The 22208-nt window shown below is 53.5% G+C and carries 21 protein-coding genes; 13 read left to right on the top strand and 8 right to left on the bottom strand.

The genetic code is table 11. The features are described from left to right. The 4 genes from U5L07_06880 to U5L07_06865 are packed head-to-tail and all read right to left on the bottom strand — an operon-like array spanning nt 1 to nt 3588. Complete coding sequence (locus tag U5L07_06880; GenBank protein MDZ7831458.1) at nt 1-594, bottom strand: PHP domain-containing protein; 594 nt, start codon at nt 592-594, stop codon at nt 1-3. Then, nucleotides 585-1262, bottom strand: a complete 678-nt coding sequence (locus U5L07_06875; protein MDZ7831457.1) for a TetR/AcrR family transcriptional regulator — start codon at nt 1260-1262, stop codon at nt 585-587. Before U5L07_06875 ends, U5L07_06880 begins: the two co-directional genes overlap by 10 nt. A gap of 11 nt (nt 1263-1273) precedes the next feature. After that, nucleotides 1274-2410: an acyl-CoA dehydrogenase gene (locus tag U5L07_06870; protein ID MDZ7831456.1), complete on the bottom strand. Its 1137-nt coding sequence runs from the start codon at nt 2408-2410 to the stop codon at nt 1274-1276. A gap of 35 nt (nt 2411-2445) precedes the next feature. Next, nucleotides 2446-3588: an acyl-CoA dehydrogenase family protein gene (locus U5L07_06865; protein ID MDZ7831455.1), complete on the bottom strand. Its 1143-nt coding sequence runs from the start codon at nt 3586-3588 to the stop codon at nt 2446-2448. Nucleotides 3589-4322: 734 nt separating this feature from the next. On the opposite strand from U5L07_06865, the gene U5L07_06860 reads away from it, so the two are divergent. From U5L07_06860 to U5L07_06810, 11 genes are all read left to right on the top strand, one after another. Continuing rightward, nucleotides 4323-6047, top strand: coding sequence for a hypothetical protein (locus U5L07_06860; GenBank protein MDZ7831454.1), 1725 nt, complete (start codon nt 4323-4325; stop codon nt 6045-6047). Nucleotides 6048-6420: 373 nt separating this feature from the next. Beyond that, nucleotides 6421-7440, top strand: a complete 1020-nt coding sequence (locus U5L07_06855) for a hypothetical protein (protein MDZ7831453.1) — start codon at nt 6421-6423, stop codon at nt 7438-7440. A gap of 12 nt (nt 7441-7452) precedes the next feature. Next, entirely contained in the window at nt 7453-8961 is a 1509-nt protein-coding gene (locus tag U5L07_06850; protein ID MDZ7831452.1) for a long-chain-fatty-acid--CoA ligase, read from the top strand. A 348-nt stretch (nt 8962-9309) separates the two neighbouring features. Beyond that, a complete protein-coding gene (locus tag U5L07_06845; protein ID MDZ7831451.1) occupies nt 9310-11184 on the top strand; it encodes an acyl-CoA synthetase in 1875 nt (624 codons plus the stop codon). A 114-nt stretch (nt 11185-11298) separates the two neighbouring features. Further along, nucleotides 11299-12501, top strand: a complete 1203-nt coding sequence (locus tag U5L07_06840) for a sulfotransferase (protein MDZ7831450.1) — start codon at nt 11299-11301, stop codon at nt 12499-12501. Nucleotides 12502-12542: 41 nt separating this feature from the next. Continuing rightward, nucleotides 12543-13691, top strand: a complete 1149-nt coding sequence (locus U5L07_06835) for a glycosyltransferase (protein ID MDZ7831449.1) — start codon at nt 12543-12545, stop codon at nt 13689-13691. After that, the gene (locus tag U5L07_06830; GenBank protein MDZ7831448.1) at nt 13688-14404 is read left to right on the top strand and encodes a polysaccharide deacetylase family protein; all 717 of its coding nucleotides are present in this window, start codon (nt 13688-13690) and stop codon (nt 14402-14404) included. Before U5L07_06835 ends, U5L07_06830 begins: the two co-directional genes overlap by 4 nt. 91 nt (nt 14405-14495) lie before the next feature. Then, nucleotides 14496-15551: a J domain-containing protein gene (locus U5L07_06825; GenBank protein ID MDZ7831447.1), complete on the top strand. Its 1056-nt coding sequence runs from the start codon at nt 14496-14498 to the stop codon at nt 15549-15551. Between the two features lie 25 nt (nt 15552-15576). Continuing rightward, a complete protein-coding gene (locus U5L07_06820; GenBank protein MDZ7831446.1) occupies nt 15577-16176 on the top strand; it encodes a YceI family protein in 600 nt (199 codons plus the stop codon). A gap of 33 nt (nt 16177-16209) precedes the next feature. Further along, a complete protein-coding gene (locus tag U5L07_06815) occupies nt 16210-16902 on the top strand; it encodes an acetate--CoA ligase family protein (protein MDZ7831445.1) in 693 nt (230 codons plus the stop codon). Nucleotides 16903-16905: 3 nt separating this feature from the next. Continuing rightward, entirely contained in the window at nt 16906-18327 is a 1422-nt protein-coding gene (locus U5L07_06810; protein ID MDZ7831444.1) for a CoA-binding protein, read from the top strand. 137 nt (nt 18328-18464) lie between these two features. On the opposite strand, the gene U5L07_06805 is transcribed toward U5L07_06810, so the two are convergent. Beyond that, complete coding sequence (locus U5L07_06805) at nt 18465-19376, bottom strand: acyltransferase (GenBank protein MDZ7831443.1); 912 nt, start codon at nt 19374-19376, stop codon at nt 18465-18467. 91 nt (nt 19377-19467) lie between these two features. On the opposite strand from U5L07_06805, the gene U5L07_06800 reads away from it, so the two are divergent. Continuing rightward, nucleotides 19468-19674, top strand: a complete 207-nt coding sequence (locus U5L07_06800) for a hypothetical protein (protein MDZ7831442.1) — start codon at nt 19468-19470, stop codon at nt 19672-19674. Beyond that, nucleotides 19671-19889, top strand: coding sequence for a hypothetical protein (locus tag U5L07_06795; GenBank protein MDZ7831441.1), 219 nt, complete (start codon nt 19671-19673; stop codon nt 19887-19889). The genes U5L07_06800 and U5L07_06795 overlap by 4 nt, the downstream gene beginning before the upstream one ends. Before the next feature lie 7 nt (nt 19890-19896). Here the strand turns inward: U5L07_06795 and U5L07_06790 are convergent, their stop codons facing one another. Genes U5L07_06790 through U5L07_06780 form a run of 3 tightly spaced genes read right to left on the bottom strand, consistent with a single transcriptional unit; the run spans nt 19897 to nt 22200 of the window. After that, complete coding sequence (locus U5L07_06790; GenBank protein ID MDZ7831440.1) at nt 19897-20391, bottom strand: hypothetical protein; 495 nt, start codon at nt 20389-20391, stop codon at nt 19897-19899. After that, nucleotides 20360-21331, bottom strand: a complete 972-nt coding sequence (locus U5L07_06785; protein MDZ7831439.1) for an NAD-dependent epimerase/dehydratase family protein — start codon at nt 21329-21331, stop codon at nt 20360-20362. Before U5L07_06785 ends, U5L07_06790 begins: the two co-directional genes overlap by 32 nt. A 32-nt stretch (nt 21332-21363) precedes the next feature. Next, a complete protein-coding gene (locus U5L07_06780) occupies nt 21364-22200 on the bottom strand; it encodes a 4Fe-4S binding protein (protein MDZ7831438.1) in 837 nt (278 codons plus the stop codon). Nucleotides 22201-22208: the final 8 nt, after the last annotated feature.

The following is a 22208-nucleotide window of genomic DNA, read 5'->3' as shown; positions in this document are numbered from 1 at the left end:
TCAAGCCCCCTGAAGTCTGACGTTAAAATGATTGACATGATGATTTTCGGCAAAACAGTTCCAGAAATCCCCGTGCCGCACGGCGCGGATGATTTTGTCCTTATCCCGCAGGCAGTCCATTTCAATCCAGGCCCGGCCGCAGCCGATGCGGGTGTGGGAATCATCGGTAGCCACCTTGACATAGGGGATCTCAGGTATTTCAAATTCCGGTGTGCGGAATCCTTTTGACGTGATTTCCACCGCATCCAGCGGCAGGCGCCCGCCGACCGCGTTGATGCGGGCCATGGCTTTGTCCATGGGCAGATCCATCTCCGAGGGGTGGTTAAAAATATGCAGCACATCCTCATCTCCCCGAATTTTATTGACATGCACATAGCCTTTTTCGAAAACGGTCATCTCAATACCCGTGAATATGATCAGATCGGTCCGCAGGCGGTTGACGCGGTCATAGCAGCCGGGCCGCATGAGAAAGTCGTGATCGGTCAGTGCGATGAAATCAAAGCCCAGATCCGTATACACCTTGACCACTTCCTCGATTTTGAGTTCCCCGTCCGAGCAGGTGGTATGAACGTGTAAAGCGCCTTTTAAGTGCATGATGTTCCTTCAAACAGATTATTCACCCCGCCCAGAATGAACGCCACGGCATCGCGGCCGATATCCTTTAAGTCTTCGGTATTGTTCTGCCAGAGGAGGTAGTGATAGGCGACCCGCTCATAGATGCCCATGACGCTCACCGCGATGACTTCCGCCGCAAACCGGCCTTTGAAGGTGCCGCCCTGGTTTTCACTGACGGCGGTGAGCGCGCTTAACACATCTCCCGTGCATTTATCAAAGAGCTCCTTGCGGTGCTGCTCCACCTGGGCGCTTTTGCCCACGGATTCGCGGAAAATGATGGCGGCCCGCTCCGGGTAGTTGACGCAGAAGTCCTCAAAAAAGGCGTATCCCGCATATTTGAAGCCTTCCATGGTGGCCCCGTGTTTTTTAAATTCAGTGCCTAGGATGGAGCGCATGAGGTAGCCGATCTCCGCCATCATCTGGACCAGGAGATCCTCTTTATTCTTGAAGTAAAAATAGACCGCCCCCACGGAGACCTCGGCGGCATCCGCGATCTGCTCCATGCTGGCCTTATGAAAGCCTTCGTTGGCAAACAGGGTCTCAGCCGCCTGGAGAATGGTCTGGTAGCGCTGTTCCCGCTCCCGCTGCCGTCGAAGCGCGGATTTGGACAGGTTGTCTTTGCTGTTATTGGGTTTTGTGCCTGGCATGGGTGTCCTTTCTAGTTCCGATAGCCGAGCGCCGCATCACCGATTTTAACCCGGGCGATTTCCGTTGAGGTGCCGGCGATCTGGGCGTATTTGGCGCAGCGGTAGGCGCGCTCCACCGGATTTCCGGCCGTATAACCGGCGCCGCCTAATATTTTTAATGCCTCGCTTGAAACCTGCTCCGCGGATTCAGCGCAGAAAACTTTGGCGCAAAGAGTGAGTTCAGCCGCTTCTTTCGGAGAAGTTTCAGCGGTCCAGGCTGTCCGGTAGGCCAGCAGCTGGGATGTCTGGAAAAGGGTCAGCATTTCGGCCAGCTTAAACCCGACTTCCTGGTACGCAATAATGGGTTTGCCGCCACTTCTATGGGATTTGGCATGATCCCGGGCGGATTCAAACGCGGTTTTGCAGAGCCCCAGGCTTGCGCCCAGAAGGATCTGGTTTTCCCACATTCGGAGGGCTTGCGGCATATCCGTTTTGGCCGGCGGAAAAATTACCTGGTCCATCGGGATGCGGCAGTTTTCCAGTCGAATGCCCGAAATTGGGGTCCCCTCATAGCCCAGGGTTTCCATGGCCGGATCAATGGTTAAACCGGATGTTTCCTTTTCAACCAGAAATAGGGCATGCGCATCTTCCAGCACGCCGGCCACCGCAATGCAATCGGCCATCGGGGCGTTGATCACGTATTGCTTGGCGCCGTTGATGACCACTGAGTCACCGTCTTTTCCGCCGTGCGTGGTTAACGGGTCATTTTCGATATTTAAGCATGTTTCAGACAAGGCCAGGGCGCCGATGCGCTTGCCGTCAAGCAAAGGGGACAGCCATTCGGCCTTTTGGGCATCGGTTCCCCACTCAGCCACCGCGCGGCCGAAGAGCCGCATGCTGGCTTCCACGGAAAGGTAGGCGGAAGGGGAGACCGAAGCCAGCACCTCCATGGCCCCCATCAGGGTAAGCTGGCCCTGGTAGCCGTCCACCGGCTGGATCCCCAGCTTGAGATAGGGGGATTCGGCCAGCAGGGAAAGCACCTGGTCGATATTTTCGCGGGTTTTGGCGGATTCTCGCCGGTCAAGCGGCAGGATTTCCGCCAGAGCGGCTAATTTTTCCTGGATATCGACAAACAGGGTGAATTCTTGTTCTGAAAAATCGTAATTCATTTGGGTCTCCTCGATCTATAAGAAATCCGGATTGGCTAGATGAGTTTGGAAATAATCATTTTCTGGATATCCGAGGTACCGCCGCCGATGGGCGCCAGGCGGGAATCCCGGAAAATCCGTTCCATGTTGTATTCATGGCAGAACCCGTAACCCCCGAATACTATCATGGCGTCATTGGCCGGGCCCATGGACCAGTCACCCACAAAGAGCTTGGCCACGGCCGCCTCCAGATGGTTTAACGGCCGCCCCTGGTCTTTGCACCAGGCGATTTTATAGGCCAGGCTCCGGGAGGCTTCGGCAAAAATGCGGATATTGGCCAGCTTATGCTTTATGGCCTGGAATTTCCCGATCGGGCGGCCGAACTGTTCGCGCTTTTTGGCGTAATCCGCACACTCATTGAGCATGTATTTGGCCGCGCCCACAAACGGGGCCAAAAGGGCACTCCGGTCCCATTCCACGGTCTGAAGCGACATGTTAAATCCCTCGCCCTCCTGGCCGAGCAGATTCTCCGCCGGAATCTCGCAGTTGCTGAAAAAAAGTTCCGAGGTCTGCGAAGTGCGGACCCCCATTTTGATAAGCGGCGCACCCGCGGAAAACCCCTTGGTGCCTTTTTCAACGATAAAGGCCGAGATGCCGGCATGCTTCTGGCTGGGATCGGTTTTGGCGTAGACCACTGCGACATCGGCAATCGGGCCGTTGGTGATGAAAATTTTGCTGCCGTTTAAGACGTATTTATCGCCTTTTTTCTCGGCCGTGGTTTTCATAGAGGCCACATCCGAGCCCGCGTCCGGTTCAGTCAGCCCCATGCATCCGATCCACTCGCCGCTGATCAGCTTGGGCAGGTATTTTTTCCGCTGCTCTTCGGTGGCATGCCGGTAAATGGTATCCGCGCACAGGAATGAATGGGCCCCGTAGGCCAGGGTTAGGCCGCCGTCCACGCCGGCTTCGCCCAGGGCTTCACCTGCCAAAACCGTGGTGACCACATCCGCGCCGGAGCCGCCGTATGCTTCCGGAAAATGAAGCCCAAGGATTCCGAAGTCACCGAGTTTTTTGAAAGACTCAAAATCGAATGCTTCTTTTAGATCAAACTCCTGCACCCGCGGGACAATCTCTTTTTTGGCGAACCGGATGATTTCCTTTTTAAACATCTGTTGTTCTTTGGTGAAGGCAAAGTCCATCAGTCTCTCCTGTTATTCAGGTGAAAATGGTCAAACAAAGACATTATTTTAAAAAATAATTCACAAACAAAATCTGATTCAATTTTTAAAATCTGATTCAGTAAAATGTCAAGCTTTTTTTAAAAACTAAGTGCCTACTTGCCTTATTGCCTTTAATTCTTAGAGCGGATTCGGCATTGGAGGCCCGGATTGTCTGGTATAATGAGAGAAAAAAAGGCGGTTCTAGTTAGCAAAAGCTTGACAGCCGAGAAAAAAGATTTTAAATGTGAATTTAATCAGCGTTTAAAATAAAAATCGCTGTTAACGATAAAATCCACTTCTTGCTTAATAAGGGGTCAGCTATCAAACATAGAGCTTTGGCAAGAAGGCGCATTTCGAATTTCCAATCAATTAGTTGTGTATTTGTTTTTTTGACAAATTTACGAGTATCCTGTCTTTATCCTTCACAGAATCTTTGCCGTTGTCATTCCGAGGTGCGCGGGCGACAAAAAATTTTCAATATAAGATTTCCCGCTGCCGCCCGAAATGACAGTATGGACGGATATTGGGCGCCTTTTTGCGTTAATTTCGGCAAAAATGTCGTCGAGGCGGCATAAACCGTTTTTTTGAAATTTATAGGGGTAAGGAAAAAACGATTTTCACATAAGGAGGTGACGCCTGGAAAGCACGAACCCATGAAGCTGAAACCGTTTACGGATGATTAGGGAAACTTTTATTAAAAAATGGAGGGGCGCATGAAAACTTTGCTTTTAAGAATTGCTATTGGTTTATTATCGGTCATTTTTTTAACCAGCGGGGCGCTGGCTGCTGAAGACCCGGCGACAGATATTACGGAGAGTGTCATAGCCGGTCCTGGCAGTATCAGCATTTCAACCAACAAGAATATCATGATGAGTTTCGGGGCCACCGCCCGGATTATTCCGGTCATGGAAACCGATTTTGACTTTGGCATGGATGATACGGTGCCCCATTTTGAGTCTGTCCCTATAAATGGGTTTTTGGGCGGCAATTTGCCGGATGATTTTTTCAAAACCCATGTGAACGAGTCTGGTGCCGTCAATTATAACTACATCCGCAGCGAAGTTAAACTCCACTTCAATGCCCTGCCCAAGGATCGAAAATGGAGCTTTTACGCCGCATTGGAGTTTGACCGGCCGCTGGAGACTGCCTCTGTGGATGAACGGGGCGGCAAAACATTCGCCTCAAGCAACTTCGGCCTGGAGCGGCTCCATGGCACCTATCAGCTGCCCTGGAATATGCGGTTTCATGCCGGTTTTGATATCTGGGGGGTGGATGTAATTGACGGCGGCGGCCTGGTCTACGGCGACGACAACCCCGGTTTCTGGCTGACCGGCGATTATGACAATGTAAGTTTTAATGTGGGCTATTTCAAGCTGTCGGAAAACAACTTTTTCGACAAAAGCGTCCTTGCATCCGGCGCTGGTTTTGATTTCAATGATTTCGGCGGCAAAAATGACGACCGCGATCTCTACGGCGGTTATCTCACCTTTACGCCGGCAGAAGGGCAAAAAATTCAGCCGTTCTATGTGTTTGACCGTATCCGGGATGTGCCGAACGGAAGCCTTTTGGAGGCATTGCTGGACGGTGCCGGACAGCTGCCTTACGAAAGGGCGACGCCGGATATCAACTCCCACCACATCGGCGCTTATTACACCGGAAAATTAGGTCCCCTGGAACTGTTCCTTGAAGGGGTTTATCAGTTCGGGGAGGCGGAAGATACGCGTTTAAATGCGATCAATCCGGCGTTTCATAATGATTATGATATCTCGGCCTATGCTTTGGCCGGTGATGCGGCTGTGGATTTGAAAGAGCAGGTTGGATTCGGGTTTAAACCGCATTTGGGAGTCATGTATACCTCCGGTGATGATGACCCGACCGATGACGAGCTGAGCGGCTATACCGGCGTTGAAAGCGCCCAGCGGTTTTCCCAGTACTGGGGCGGTGAAAACACCATTATCGGCGATACCAACTTTGCCTTGGGAAGCGTCCTCTACGGCTACATTCCGGAACTCTACGGCAACGGCACCCCGGTATTTACCGGCGGCCTGGAAAATTTCGCCGGCGCCGGAAACGGCCGCGGCGACAATCCCGGTATGACCATGGCCAGTGCTGGTATCACCGTGACCCCGAAACGTTTCCTTATTCTTAAGTCAAACGTGAATTCCTTCTGGTGGAATGAGGATATTAATGTGGTCAGTTTTGTTGATGGCGCAACCCCTACAAAAGTGGATGCCGGCTACACCGGCACCGAATGGGATAATGAGATTACTTTGGCGACCAGCCGGCAATCATTTATTAAGACCCATTTTTCTTTCTTCTTCCCCGGCGAAGTGATTGAAGATGTGACCAGTGCATTGACCACGACCCCCCTGGGCCCTGGCAAGCAAAGCGATGATACCGCGATTCGGCTGGGCATGGAGTTTATCTGGAATTTCTAAAAAAAGCGGAAATGGCGGCTCTTTAACGGCGGGGGCCGCCATTCTTTTTCTTGGCAGTATTCCCCCCGGGCTGTCGCCCGGGACCGAGCCTATAATAACTTTAAAGGCACTGAGGCACGGTAAATTTGTTCTATCTATTTTTCAGGCGGGCACGGTGGCCCGCCCTACGAATGGGGAAAAACCCGATTCATCGTAGGGTCGGCCACCGTGCCGACCTTGTTAAAAATTCAATCTCTGCTGATTCGTACTCGTACTCGTGCTCGTACTCGTACTCGTAATCGGCTTTTGATTTTTTCGAGTACGAGCACGAGTACGAGAACCGTCCCGCTCGCGCGGGACTGAGTACGATTAAGTTACTTAGAAGGAGTGCACATTGCACCATCATCCGCGATTTTTGAAATGGATGGGCGCCGCGATTTTTTTGATATTTATTTGCGGCTGTTCACTTATCGGGCCGAAGCCGGATATCGTATCAGGGGAAAAGGCGTCGGGCGAGACTTATTCCAACGCCGAAATCCGGCGGATAACAGTGGATCAGCCGCATTTGATGTCAGGGGATTACTTCAGAACCCGGGGGATTGAGGACAGCCAGAGCGCGGCAACAGATGACGTTTTACTTGAAAGCGAAGAAGAAAAGTCGGATCAACCCCCAAAAATGGCCGCCGCCCCGGCTGCTTCGCCGAATTTGCGCGCATACCCGCTGAAAATCGGCGTATTGCTTAAAAAGGACGGATTCTCTGCTACAGCGGCCGGCCGCCTGATGCAGGCGGCCAATCAGGCGGCAGATGAAAATATGCTGCTGGTTAACGATACCGGCATGCGGGAAGCAGTTGCATCCACGGACTGCGAAGCGGTAACCGATATCGCCTGTATAGCGGAGAATGCCGCGCTGTATCCGGGGGTGCGGATGCTTTTGACGGTTAACCAAGCCCGGCTGCCCGAAACATTCCCCGGGCAGGCGGCGGTGCGGTTAACCCTGTGGGATGCGGCCCTTATGTATCAGTATCCGGAAATTGAAATCACCGACCGGATTGAGGGTCGCGAGCAGGCTGGGGCCTTTTTTCAGCATGCCATGGCCGAGGTCTTTGATTACGCCCGGCGCAAGGCTGGGGTGATGCCTCCGCACTGCCGGGTGTTTTCCGTCAAAGAGAACCGTGTATACATCAATGCGGGTAAAGTGACCGGAGTGCCCGTTGGTTCGGAGTATACCGTGGTATCAGACGGTGATACCGTAAACTCGCCAAACGGGGTGCCGGTGGCCTGGGTGCCGGAAAGCGAAGAAGCCCGCATACGGGTGGAGCGCCTGGTGGGGTCGGATGCCGCCCAATGCACGGTGGTAAATGGAGAGCTAACCAGGTTTGGCGGATACGTGCTGTTAAATGCTTTAAAATAGGAGGCAGGCCTTATGAAGATGAATATCGGCGGTTTTTTAACCAAGCGGGCGGTTCTGAGCCCTAAAAAAGAGGCGCTGGTATTGGGGGATGTGCGCCTGAATTACCAGCAGCTCAATCAGCGCTGCAACCGGTTCGTGAACTCCATCGGGCAGCTGGGCGTTGGCTCCGGGGACCGGGTGGCGATGCTGGCGTTAAACGAGCCCGAGTTTTTTGACCTCTATTTCGGGCTGGGAAAAATCGGCGCCATTATGGTGCCCCTCAATCATCGGTTGGCCGGGCCGGAAATCCAGTATATCCTAAACGACTGCGGGGCCAAAGTGCTGATATTCAGCCAGGAGTTTGCTTCCGTGGTTGAGGCCATAAAAGACGAGATCCCCTGCGAGCATCTGGTGGCCCTCATGGAAAGCCCGCCCGAATACGCCAGCTCTTATCAGAAGCTGACCGCCGGCGCCTCTGACAAGGAGCCTGAAATCACCTGCGGTGATGAGGATACCCTAACCATTCTTTATACCTCCGGCACCACCGGCCGGCCCAAAGGAGCGGAGCTTACGCATAACGGCTATTTCGGAACGTCCGTCACCCTGCGTGCCACCTTCGGGGATATCGGGGAGGTGCTTTTGATGCCCCTGCCGCTTTTTCACATCGGCGGACTTGCCCCTGTGCCCATGTGCGTGCATTTCGGCATGAAGATGGTGTTTCAGCGCGCGTTTGAGCCCAAGAATTTTCTTGAGCTGATGGGTCGGGAAAAGATAACCTGGTTCGGGTCAGTGCCGGCAATCCTCATGTTTCTGCGCCAGATTCCGGATTTTGACAAGTATGACTGGCATACGGTGAAAATGGCCCTTGTCTATGCCGCGCCTGTGCCGGTGTCGTTGATCAAGGAGTATGCCGCCTCGGGCATCGAGATCCGCCAGCTTTACGGGATGACCGAATGTACGGGGCCGGCCACGGTTATTGACAGCGAAAATGCCATTGAAAAAGCCGGCTCCTGCGGGCCGCCCTTTTTTCATAATGAGATCCGGGTGGTGGATATGGCGGGAAATGACGTGGCCCCCGATGAAATGGGCGAGGTGCTGATCGCCGGGACCAACCTGATGAAGGGCTACTGGAACAAGCCGGAGGCCACAGCGGAAACCCTGAAGGACGGATGGCTGTTCTCCGGTGATATGGGGAAAATGGACGAAGACGGATTCCTCTATATCATGGACCGCAAAAAAGATATGATCATCTCCGGGGGCGAGAATATCTATCCGGCTGAAATCGAGGATGTGCTGCTCAGTCACCCCAAAATCGGGGATGTGGCGGTGATCGGGTTTGAAGATGAGAAATGGGGGGAATCCATCAAGGCAGTGGTCATGATCAAGGAAGGTGAAGCCCTGACCGAGCAGGAACTCATCGAGTGGTGCCAGGGCAAAATCGGCAAATTCAAAATCCCCAAAAAGGTAGTGTTCACCGATCAAGTCCCGCGCACGCCCACCGGCAAAATCTTGAAGCGGATTCTGCGGGATCAGTTTAATTAATATTCAAAGCCCCTGTCTCTGTCCGGTTGTCAGGTGATCAGGCCTTGCCGCAAATGCTTTCCACTGCCTGACAACCGGATGCCATTCCATGTAACTTCCCTTCACAGTTCACGGTTCACGGTTCACGGTTTAAAAGATTCAATGCCTTTGCCTTTGGAAAATGCTTATAAAAAAGGCAATTTCCTTTAAGTCCCCCTTTGCCAAAAGGGGGATTTAGGGGGATTTTTCATCCTGATTTTTAAATAAAAATTAGCGGTTGCATTGAGGTCCAAAATATAATAAAGTTTTTAAACTGAATTGCATTCAATTTAAAAATCTAATTATACCCATTCAGAAAAGGAGGGGGGCATGAGTGAAGAATTTATTATCCGCGGCCTGGAAGACATCCGAGAGCTTGAGAAAATCCCTTATTCCGAACGAATTCCGGAAAAAAGCACCATCGAAATCCTGGAAAAGGGGGCGGCCAAAAATCCGGGCAAGACCGCGATCAGTTTTTTGTTAAACGGCGATTCCTATGATCAGCCCATTGAGATTCCCTATCAGACCCTGATCGGCCGGATTCGCCAGGCAGCCAATATGTTCCATGACCTGGGGGTGGGCCCCACGGATGTGGTTACCTATGTGCTGCCCAATCTGCCGCAGACCCACTATGTGCTCTGGGGGGCGGAGGCCGCCGGCATTGCCAACCCCATAAATCCCCTCCTGGAGGCGGGCACCATCCGGGATATCTGCAGGGCGGCCCAGACCAGGGTGCTGGTGACCATGGGCAACGTGCAGGGCATTGATATGTGGCCGAAGATCGATTCCATCCGCAAGGAGATTCCCACCCTGGAGTATGTCATCCAGATTATGGGCGAGGCCAATGAGGCGGAAAATATCATCAACTTTGACGAGGCCATCGAAAAATACCCATCTGACAAGTATACATTCGACCGCCGCATCGATCCGGATGACATCGCCTCGCTATACCATACGGGCGGCACCACCGGCACGCCGAAGCTGGCCCGCCGAAGCCATTACAACGAGGTGGCCATGTCGTGGGATCTGATGGTGATGGGCGGGCTGACCGAGGAGACGACCCTGATGTGCGGTCTACCCCTGTTTCACTGCAACGGCACTCTGGTGACAGGGCTTGCTCCCTTTTCCTATGGCGGGCATGTGGTGATGCTATCGCCCATGGGCTACCGGGATCAGAGCATTATGAAGAATTTTTATAAAATTGTTGAAAAATACCGCGCGGAGACCTTCTCCTGTGTGCCGACCATCCTTTCCGTGCTGCTGGATCTCCCCACAGAGGGGGTGGATATATCTTCTCTGAAATATGTGATTTGCGGGGCTGCTCCTTTAAGTGTGGAGCTCTTCAAGCGCTTTGAATCGCATACCGGCATCAAGATCCTGGAGGGCTATGGCTTGACCGAGGGGGCGGTGGCCTCGGCCATCAACCCCAAGGATGGCGAGCGAAAAGTCGGCAGCATCGGGATCCGGATGCCTTATCAGTCGTTAAAGATCGCTGTTTTGGATGATGAGGGCAATTATGTCCGCGATGCCGAGACCAATGAGATCGGGGTGGTGGCTATCAAAGGCCCCACGATTTTTAAAGGCTATGTCGAAGAGGTCCATAATCAGGGGATCTGGCTGCCGGGCGACTATTTCAATACCGGCGATCTGGGCCGGATGGATGCGGATGGCTATGTCTTTCTCACCGGCCGGAAAAAGGAGCTGATCATCCGGGGCGGCCATAATATTGATCCGGCCATGATCGAGGAGCCGATTTACAAGATGCCAAATATCAAAATGGTGGCCGCGGTGAGCCGGCCGGACCCGCATGCCGGTGAAGTGCCGGTGGCCTATGTGGAAGTGGCCGAGGGCGCAGAAATTGACGAAGAAAAAATCATGCAGTGGGCCAGGGAAAATGTCGGCGAGCGGGCGGCGGTGCCTAAAGAGGTGGTGATTACCCCCCAAATCCCATTGACGCCGGTGGGCAAGATATTCAAGCCGGCGCTTCGGTGGGATGCCACCAAGCGCGCCTATGAGCAGGAGCTTGAAGCCCTGGGGGATATGGTCGAATCTGTTAACGTGGAAGTCGGCGAAGACAAGGTGCATGGCACAAAAGTCAAGATCCGGGTAAAACCCGCGGCCGGCCATGACCTGGCGGCCATCAAGGATAAGATCGCCGAGATTCTCGCTCGGTATACTCTGTATTACGAAGTCGAGGAGATGTAAGGCCTGGCCGGATTTCCAATTTCACCGCATCGACTGTGTCAAATGATGTCTCGCATAGTGCAAGAATACACCGGGATGATATAAATCGCGATTGGCATGGATAAGGGTCGGATCATGGCACCTTCTGTTTTACTCAAAAATCTGCTTATCAGTTACAAAACATTTTTCCGGCTGTTCTGGAAAACATTTTTCAGAAGCCGGGATACCCAGGCGCGGTTGACGGTCCGGCGATTTTTAGTGATGGCCGGGTTTTTTCCTTTACTTTTTTTTGTCCAGACGATGCACTGGATCGGATTTATCCTGGATGACATTCTGTTTCGGAAATATCGGTCTGTCGAGGTTCGGGAACCGGTATTTATCGTTGGCGTGCCGCGGAGCGGCACCACGTTTCTCCACCGGGTACTGGCCAATGACAGTGAACGCTTCACCACGCTGACCCTATGGGAGCTTATCCTCGCGCCGTCGGTTACTGAGCGCAAATTCTGGCTGGGCCTCGGCCGCATGGATCAATGGATCGGCGCGCCGTTTGCGCGCCTCATCAAATGGCTGGAGCGCCGGGTGTTCGCGAGCCTGGATAATATCCATCAGATTTCGCTCTCTGACCCGGAGGAGGATTATTTTGCGCTGGTTCCCATATACGCTTGTTTTATAATGATCCTGCCATTTCCGTTTCCGGAGGAATTGGGGTATCTGGCCTTTTTTGATGACAAGGCCACTGATGCGGATAAAGACCGGATCATGGCGTTTTACAAATCCTGCCTCAAGCGGCACTTATACGCACGGGGGACGGATAAAATTTTTTTTTCTAAGAACGTTTCATTCTCTCCTATGGTTGATGCGCTCAAGCAAACCTTTCCGGACAGCCGGATCATCGGCACGGTGCGCAGCCCCTTAGCCGCCATCCCGTCCCATATCAGCTCCATGATGGCGGGGGCGGAGATTTTCGACAATGATACACGGGGCCATGAATTCCGGGATCAGATGATTGCGGTCCAGCGCTACGCGTATACCCATATGATGGAGCGGCTGGCCGCAATGCCCGAAGACCGGCAGATGATCGTCCGGATGGAGGATCTTAAGGACCGGCTGGAAAGTGTGGTCCGAACCATTTATGATCGCCTGGGGTATGGGATGGCGCCGGCATTTGCGGCCTATATCCAAAATCAGGATGCGCGCCAGAAAAAGTACCAAAGCGGCCACAAGTATGATATGTCCGCATACGACCTCACAGACGCCATGATTTATGAACAGTTTTCAGATGTGTTTGACGAGTTCGGCTATAATCCGCCTGAGCCTGATACCGCCACGGAAAATTAGCCGGACGCGCGCGCAGCGGAAAAGCCAAATTAAGGAGTTGTATGCCTTCTTTTAAAGACGCCACAGGCGATGCGGATATGGCGGAAATCGACGAAAAACGGCTCCGGGTGCTGTTTTTATCAGATGCCATAGCGAGCCGCAACGGCGTGGGATCGTATTATGCGGATCTGGTCGATCATCTGGCCGACTATATCGATCATGCCGAGCTATTGAGCCCAGGCGCCGCTCCCGAGGCCTATGCCCATGAGCTCACATTTCCGCTGCCCGGCGACCCGACCCAGCGGCTGTATCTGCCAAAGGTCGGCTGGATCTGGCAGCGGATCAAATCGGTTTGCCCGGATGTGATCGTCATTCCCACGCCCGGCCCCTATGGGCTCATCGGATTGGCCATTGCCAGGTATCTGAGTATTCCTTTGTGTGCCGGCTACCACACTCAGTATGATAAGCTGACCGATATTTATTGGACTTCTGTATTCAGCGGTTTCAGCCGGTTTTACATGAAGTCCCTGAACTGGATGTTTTTTAAATCCAGCGCCGTTGTGGTGGGAAACAGCGGGGAAATGATTGCCGGTGCATTGGCGGACGGGGCGCAGAACACGGAAATGGTGGGTACCCCTATTGCCAAACCGTTTTTGGAGCCCCCTTTTTCGCCCATGTCTTCGAAATTTGCTTCTGTCTGTTACGCCGGCCGGCTGGCGCTTGAAAAAAATATCCGGGACATACTTGAGGCCGCCCGACGGTTCCCGCATATCCGGTTTACCATCGCAGGCGACGGACCGCTCCGGGCGGAAGTGGAAAAAGCGGCTGACACCGCGCCCAATATTGAATACGTCGGCTGGGTATCCAGGGACGGGGTCAAGCAGGTGATTGACAGCGCTGAGATGCTGCTGCTGCCGTCAAAAGTGGAGGCCTTCGGCACCATTGCCCTTGAGGCCATGGCCCGGCGGCGCCTGGTCCTGGTATCAGAGAACTGCGGAATTTTAAACTGGCCGGATCTGGCCCCCGGGGTTTATGCCATGGCGCCTGATGAGGATTTGTTTGATGCCATTTTCCGGATTTCAAGAAAAAGCCTTTCCGAGCGGCTTGAGAAGGCGGAAACCGGCCATCAGGCAGCCGCCCGATTTAATCATCAAACCGTGCGCCAGTGGGTGGACTTGCTCGCCCGTATTGCCGGCGAAGCCCTGAAATGACGCCCGAACTCGGACATTTCCGTAAGCGCGCCGCCCTGGTTTCAATCCATGATGTGATGCCAAAAAACCTGCCGCAGGTTTTGGCCATCCTCCGGTTTCTTGAGGCGCGGGCGGTTTTTCCGGTAACCCTGCTGGTGGTGCCCGGCTGCCAGTGGTCGAAAAATGATATTAACCAGTTAAAGTCGCTTCAGGCATCCGGTTATGAACTGGCCGGCCATGGCTGGCAGCACCGGGCCAAAAGGATTGCCTCCGCGTGGCATCGGCTGCACGGGATGGTCATTTCCAGAAATGAGGCCGAGCACCTATCCCTTTCTGAAGATGAAATTATTCATATTATTACCGACTCTTATTCCTGGTTTCGTCAGAACAGCCTGGCGGCGCCCATCCTCTATGTGCCGCCTGCCTGGGCCATGGGGCGCATAGGAAAGAAAAAACTAAAAACCCTGCCTTTTCGGCTTTATGAAACCCAGGCCGGCGTCTATAACGCGGCGGCTGACCGGATGCTTTACCTGCCGGTGACCGGCTACATGGCCGATACCCGTTTCCGGGTAAAGGCAATAAGGACTACCAATCTCATCAATCAGTATGTTTTCCGCGGCCCCTTACGCATCGCCATTCACCCGCAAGATCTCAATTTAGGCCTTGTCCGGGATTTGAAAAACCACCTGGCGAGGTTTCAAATCTTTTTATCCTACACCCCGCTCTCGGGATAGCTCCCCCATCGGCGCGTGTTTGCCGTTTCTGCAAATGGTATTATCTTACTTTTATTACCCATATGTCAAAAACCAGGGACACGAATTTTCTATGTATATTGCAAGAAAACGCATCAAAGGCCATACTCACTATTATCTTCGGCAAAGCTTTGATGACGGCGGAGGTTTAAAAAGCCGGGATCTTTTTTACCTGGGCCGTGATCCGGCGGACTATGTGGTTTACCCGGATGACGGCCATGCCTTTTATTTTCATGAGGATATGTGCGACGGGCTTTCGGAAATCGGGGTGGAACCGGACAATGATGAACTGGAGCGGGTCTTTTTTCCGTACCTGGATCCGGAAACCCAGCGGGTGATCGAGGGGTTCGCCCATGCGGGCATGACCCGCAGGGATCAGCAGCGCCTGCGGGAGCATGTGACACGGGCGGAAAAAACGGATTTTCACCTTTTTGACAGGCGAAGGATGCATTATCTGCGCTTTGTTGAAATGGATCAGTCGGGCATCGAACGGGCGCCCAAAAAGATCTACCGGGATCTGCTTGATAAATCCCGGGACGAGATCGAACAATACCTCATGGAAATGGAGAATAAGGTTTTGGGGGCCAAGGAGAAAAAAGCCTACCCATACGTTATCTTCAATGTGGCCGGTCACTTTACCAGCATGATTTCGCGCGAGTATCCCCAGGCGCTGGATCAGGAAAAGGTGGATGCCTGTTTTCTGGAAGAGGTCTGCCGGCTGAATGCGGATGCGGATTTTTGGGGGGACCTGGGCTGCACCGATCGGTTGAATGATTACATGATCCGCTATGTGTGCTGGTTTTTTGATAACGATTTCGGCGAGAGTCGTTATCTGGAGGATATGATCTGGGAGTGGATAGCCCGAAAGCGGAGAGCCCGGCAGCCGGCGCCGCAGCACCGGATGAAGGAGGAAGAGGCGGTCTCCCTTATGGGAATAAATGAGCAGTCGGTTGCCGGAATGACCGTTAAAACGCTGACCCGCCAGTACTGGCAGATGGCCCGTAAGTATCATCCGGATAAAGGGGGGGATCATGAGACCTTTATCAAGTTGAACCGGGCCTTTGAGCAGCTGCTGCGCCGCGTCAAATCCGGCAAAAGACCGGAGCGTTTTACCGCACGGCACGGATAACATCTATTGAAAAAGGAGACAGGAGATGAAAAGCAAACTTCAGATCACCCTTACCGTTGTTTTACTTGTACTTTTCCTGGCAGGCTTTGCCTCTGGGGAGGAGCAGAAATGGAAGATCGATAAGAACCACTCCAGCATTTATTTTGATGTGCGCCACACCTATGTCACCGTGCGGGGTATGTTTAAAGGTTTCAGGGGCAATATCCAGTTTGATCCGGAGAACAAGGATGCCGGCCGTGTTGAGTTTGAAGTCGATACGGCAAGCATTGATACCAATATCGTCAAGCGGGACAATCACCTGCGGTCCGGGGATTTTTTCAATGCCTCCAAACATCCTTTAATGACTTTTAAGAGCACGAACGTTAAGCATGTATCGGATAACCAATACATGGTAGAAGGCGATTTCACCATCAAGGATGTGACCAGGGAAATCGCCGTGCCGTTCACCTATTTCGGCATCCGGGATAACCCGCTTAAGAAGGGCGAGCAGGTGGCCGGATTCGAGGGGGAATTTACCATCAACCGGCTGGATTACACCGTGGGCAATGGGAAATTTGCCGAAATGGGGGTTATCGGCGAAGAGGTCAGCATCATCGTGGCCCTGGAGATGTTGAGGGATAAATAGTAAATGATTTCATAAAAAAAATAGTGCAGAAAAATGGACATCCTGCAAAACGCCTATAAAAACCGCAAACGCAGCCTTTCTGAATATGAATCCAAGCAGGTATTGGCCTCCTATGGGATTGCCGTCACCCGGGAATATCTGGCAAAAAATGAAACCGAAATGCGGGATGCCGCAGCACGCATCGGCTATCCTGTCGTACTAAAGGGCTGTGACGCGGAACTGGCCCATAAATCCGAAAAAGGCGTTGTCCGCGTGGATATCCGAAATGAAGCCGAGGCCGAATCGGCGTATGCAGAAATTTGCGATGCCATGGCGGCAGGCGGGGCGGGCGATGTGCTGGTGCAGGAGTATCTGGGCGGCCGGCGGGAGCTGGTGGCGGGTATGATTCGCGACCCTGGGTTCGGTCCGTCCGTGATGTTCGGCCTGGGCGGGATACTGACCGAGATTTTAAATGACTTGGTTTTCCGTATTGCCCCCATTGAGCGGGCTGACGCCCTGGAGATGATGGATGAGATCCGCGGAAGCCGGATCCTGGATGCGGTGCGCGGCATGGAGGCCGCGGATCGGGGGGCGCTTGCCGACATCCTGGTGGCCATCGGCCTCATAGGGCTTGACCATCCGGAAATAAAAGAGATTGACATTAATCCGCTGATTATCTTCAACGGCAAGCCGGTGGCGGTGGATGCGATGATCGGGCTTGCGATAAAAGAAGGGTCTCAGGAATAGTTTATGGCAGGCGGGGATGTATGGACAAAACAACTGGATCAGATTTTTTATCCGCAATCCGTGGCCATTGTCGGTTTGCCCCGGGGCCTTAAAACCGGCAAGGTTTTTTTAATGGCCCTGCTGGATCAATCATTTTCCGGCGCCATTTATCCGGTGCATCCCACGGCCGAAGAGATTGACGGCCTGAAAGCCTATCCGAGCATTTCCGCGATTCCGGATGCCGTGGATCTGGCCATCATCCTGGTGCCGCATGAGCATGCCCTGCCGGTAATTTACGAGTGTGTGGAGAAAGGCGTCAAGGGGGCGGTGCTTTTTACCGCCGGATACAAGGAAACCGGCACCGAGGCGGGCCGGCATCTGGAGGCCGAGCTTGCCCGGGTGGCAAAGGAATCCGGGATGCGGCTTTTCGGCCCTAACTGCATGGGGCTTTATGTGCCGGAATCGGGTCTTTCCTTTTTCCCCGGGCTGTCAAAGAAGCCCGGACCCGTCGGGTTTATCTCGCACAGCGGCTCGCTCGCCAATATTCTGGGCCGGATTGCGGCGGATAAGGGGATCTACTTCAGCAAGGCGGTCAGCCTGGGCAATGAATGCGATGTCACCGGAACGGATATATTGAATTACCTGGCCAAAGACCCGAAAACGGCTGTTATCGGCGGCTATCTCGAGAGTATCGGGGACGGGCCGGGGTTTTTAAATGCGCTTAAAGCCGCATCCCTTAAAAAACCCGTAATCCTGTGGAAGGTGGGGCTCAATCCCGAAGGACAAAAAGCCGCCAACTCCCATACGGGGGCGATGGCCAGCCGACGGCGGATCTGGCAGGCGGTGGTCAGCCAAAGCGGGGCGGTGCCGGTCAAAGGCTTTGACTGGTTAACCGATGCCTTGATGAGTTTTTCCCTGCTGCCGGACGGGCTGGGTGACCGCATCGCCATTTTATCCGGTCCGGGCGGTATGGCCGTGGGCGCGGCCGAGGCCTGCGGGGATGAGGGCCTTAAACTGGCCGAGCTATCCGCTGACACGCGCACAAAGCTTTCTGAATTCGTGCCCCAAACCGGCACCAGCCTGGCCAACCCGGTGGACGTGGGCCTTGGCGCCTCGTTTGATATCGATATATATATTAAAGCCGCCCGCGCCCTTGCCGATGATCCGGGCGTGGATGCGGTGGTTTCAATCGGCGCGGGGCTTAGCCGGGAGCTGAATGAGACGTATACGAATTCGATTATCCGGGTCTATCGGGATACGGGCTGTCCGTTTCTGATGGTCAATATCCCGGGGTTTGAAAAGGAATTTGCGGCCGCCTTCTGCCAGGCCGGCATCCCCTTTTATGAAACCGCTGAGCGCGCCCTTGGCAGCTACGCCCAAGTCCGCAAATATCAGCTCTGGCGTTATTCCAGAACCTTCCGCCACTGTCATTCCGAGGAACGATAGTGACGAGGAATCTTATTGCAAAGATTTCTCGCTGCCGCTCGAAATGACAGTATGGACGGATTTTGAGCGCCTTTTTGAGCTACTTTCGGCAAAAATGTGGTCGCGGCGGCATAAACCGCTTTTTACGAGATTGATACTCATTCTTTCCCGTACGCCTCCAAAACCCCTGCGATGGTTTTATCCTTTTCCTGCCACAGGGCATTAACCCACTGCTTGAATGCTTCCTGAAACGCCTTATCCTGTTCATAATTTCTGCCGATAAATTCCTCGGGGATCGAAAGGCAACGGATCCGGACGGCCACCCTGGGGATCTCGCCTTTTAAAAATTCCCAGAAAGACGGGGCGGTTTCATTCTTCGGATAGGCGATGGTGAAGTCAATGATCTGGTCCAGGCAGTCGCCCATGGCGGACAGCACAATGGCCGCCCCGCCGGCTTTGGGCAGCAGCAGGTGCTGGTAGGGGGACTTTTGCTTTTGCCGCTTGGACACATCAAACCGGGTGCCTTCTAAAAAGTTGATCACCGAAATGGGGGATTTTTTAAACTTTTCACAGTACTTTCGGGTGGTTTCAATGTCCTTTCCCCTAAGCTCCGGGTGCTTTTGGATAAACTCCCTGGAATAGCGCTTCATAAACGGAAATTCCAGTGCCCACCAGGCGAGGCCCAGAAACGGCACCCAGATCAGCTCCTTTTTCAGGAAAAATTTTAAAAACGGGATCCGGTGTTTGAAAAGATGCTGGAGGACAAGAATGTCGGCCCAGGACTGGTGATTGCTGATCACCAGATAGGAGGTTTTGGGATTCAGCCCGGAAAGCCCCTTAACATCCCATTCGATTTTCTGGGTCATCATCAGGATCAGGCTGTTGATGTTGATCCAGGCCATGGTAAGGACCATCAGGACTTTTGTGAGGAAAAGCCGTACCCGGTCCAATGGAATGATCGCTTTGACGAGGATGAAGGGAAACATGGTGATAAAGCACCCTAAGGTGTTTAGCGTATAGAGCATCAGGGCAATGACCCCGCGGACGGGTGCGGGCAGAAATTTCAGCATTGTTTGCCTCCGGCTTCTATGTATTTCAACCTACATTGAGCGATTTTCAACCTTGCAGGGAACCTGTTTTCATGTTTAGTATACGACCCTAATGTATCATCAAAAAGCGATTTATCAAACACTTCAAAAGCATCTGGACAAAATGCCGGTGGGCTATCCCGCTACCCGTTCCGGCGTTGAATTGCGGATATTAGAAAGGCTCTTCGCGCCTGAGGAGGCCCGGCTGGCCATTTATTTGACCCACCGCTTTGAATCCGCGGAAGAGATCTGCCAGCGGGCGGCGGCAGGCGGTATTTGATACCTTTAAATCCTTTTGCGGATACCGGCGGGGAACTGGGAAATGCCTACGGCCGCCGCCTGTCCGTGGACGAGGTTTTAAAGGGGCCGATTAAGGAAAAACACGCCCCCGTAAATCTGTTTAATGTCTCAGCCGCCAAAAACAGCCCCGGCATCGCCGGGGGCATTGCCACAGCGGAAATGATATTCAGGGAGCTGACCGGCCGGGAGATATAAATCGCGTTTAAGGATGAATCTCCGGGTAATCGGGATTCAAAGGGCAGTCGGTATTAATACAGTTGGGGCATCCGGAAAACCGGAGATGCACCATCCAGAAGGCAAGAAAAAGAAGCAGGTAAATCACTCCCGCAAATACCATCGATTGTTCAAAAATGATGTATACCGGCAGAATCACCCGCAGTCCGTAAACCAGGGTGGCCCAGACAAGCGGCATAAAGCCGAAGCCGCTGTCTTTTTTCTCAAAAAAGCGGGGCACGCAGCTGCCTTCCAGGGGAATGGGGCATTTTTCGCCGTAATAGGCGCAATGCCGGCAGGTGCCGGCATAGATGATGCCGTAGGAAAGCGCCCACAGGGCCAGATATACCACAATCCCGGGCCACCCGTAGGCAAGGGAGATGATAAATCCGCAGGCGAACAGCCCTGCCAGCAAAAGTACGCTCAGATAGTTGTCTTTAAATGAAAACCGTTTAAGTCTGGCTTTTCGCCGGGCTTTGAGCATTGATATGCCTCCCTGCTGTTGCCGCCACTGTTTCTCTTGAAGAATATCCGGGATAAACCCCCAGCTGCTCTTTTGTCTTTTGGTTGGAGGTGACAAACGGATATCGCACATAGTCCAAATAGCCCCTGTTGACCTCAATGCCGGGGCAATGCAGGCGCCACAACGCTTCTATCACCGGGTAAAGGATCCAGGCCGGCACGGGCAGGACCCGGGTGCCGATAATGCCCGCAATTTCATCCACCGTGACCGTGCCGTCCCCGGTGATATTGAATGCGCCGCCCATTTCTGCGCTCATGGCCGCCAGACAGGCGGCGACAAAATCATCCTCATGGACAAACTGTACCGGCGGGTTGTATCCGGCCACGCGAACCGTGGCCGGCATAAAAAGCATGCGGGAGATGTAGTTGTCAATGCTCGGGCCGAAAACCGTGCAGGGCCGGAGAATGGTGACGGTAAGCTGCGGGTTCGCCCCGGCAAACCGCTGGATCATCTCATCTGTAACTGCCTTGTAATACCCATAGGGAAATGTCCGGTTGCCCCGCAAGGGGTGGGTCTCTGAAAGCAGGGGCGGATTGTCCGGATGGGCGCCGTAGGCCAGGGTGCTGCTGGTCACAAGCACATGGGAAACCCCGGCGGTGCGCGCGCTTTCCAGAATATTTTGGCTGCCGTTTACATCAATGTCATGCATCCGCCGGATATCATGGACGGGCTGTACCACAAATGCCAGGTGAAAGAGGGTGTCAATCCGGTGCCTGGATAAAATGCCGCCGATATCCGGGTCGCGGATATCCTTTTTATAAAACGTCACCCCTTCCGCCGGGTTCGTCGGCGGCTGGATGTCAATGCCCACGATTTCACCGATTTGGTCGTTCTGCCGTAAAGCCGCTGCCAGACGGCGGCCGAGATAGCCGGTGCTGCCGGTAATCAGAATGTTTCTCATAAACAGGCCTGCCTCCGTTAATCAGGCGTCAATCACGACACATCCACCGTTTCGGAGATGTGTTGGATGGTATGGTCAATATAGGCTTCATCCTCGATCACCACCTGAATCGCCCCCTTGGGGCAGACCGCTGCACACCGGCCGCAGCCGCGGCACGCGTCTTGATCAATCACCGCCTGCTCGCCCGAGAGATGTATGGCATCCACAAAACAGGCGCCCTTTGTGCAGGTGCCGCAGCCCGCGCACTGATCGGTGACCTCCATGTGAACGCCGGGCATGCGGGATACTTTTGAGCTGATGAGGGGCGTAATCGCCGGCAGCATCTTCCACAGACAGCAGCATGGACAGCAGTTGCAGATGGTCATGAGCTTTTCCGGCGGCCCAATATTTAACCACACGGTATCCAGCTTGTTGCGGCCGATCAGGTGCACGAGCCCCGCCTCGCGGCATCTTTTGGCGTGGGCCAGGGCTTCTTCCATGCCAACCCGGCGGCCGAACTTGGGGTTGATGTCATTGGCCGCATCCCCCAAAAAAATGCAGCCGTATTCGATCGGATAATCCTTGCACCGGGCGGAATCCCGGCAGATACAGAAATCCATGATCCAGTGGGTGCCGGCGTTTCGGATAAAGTGCTCCACCACCTTTGAAGGGACGGCCAGGCTTTCCGGTTCTTCAACCGCCTCGCCCACGTCAATCACATGTTTTTTTTCAACGACCTGATCCTTGGGCAGATACATAATATCGTCGTTTTTAAAAAGCATTTGATCCACGATCCGCCCGATCGGGCGGAAATGGGTCAGCCTGGACATGAAAAATCGCGTGGAAAAGGTTTTGTTGATCAGCGTTTTGATCCAGTATGGACTTGACATGGCATGAA

The sequence above is a fragment of the Desulfobacterales bacterium genome, assembly GCA_034520365.1.
Lineage (GTDB): Bacteria > Desulfobacterota > Desulfobacteria > Desulfobacterales > Desulfosalsimonadaceae > M55B175.
This window is presented reverse-complemented; position numbering and strand designations above follow the sequence as displayed.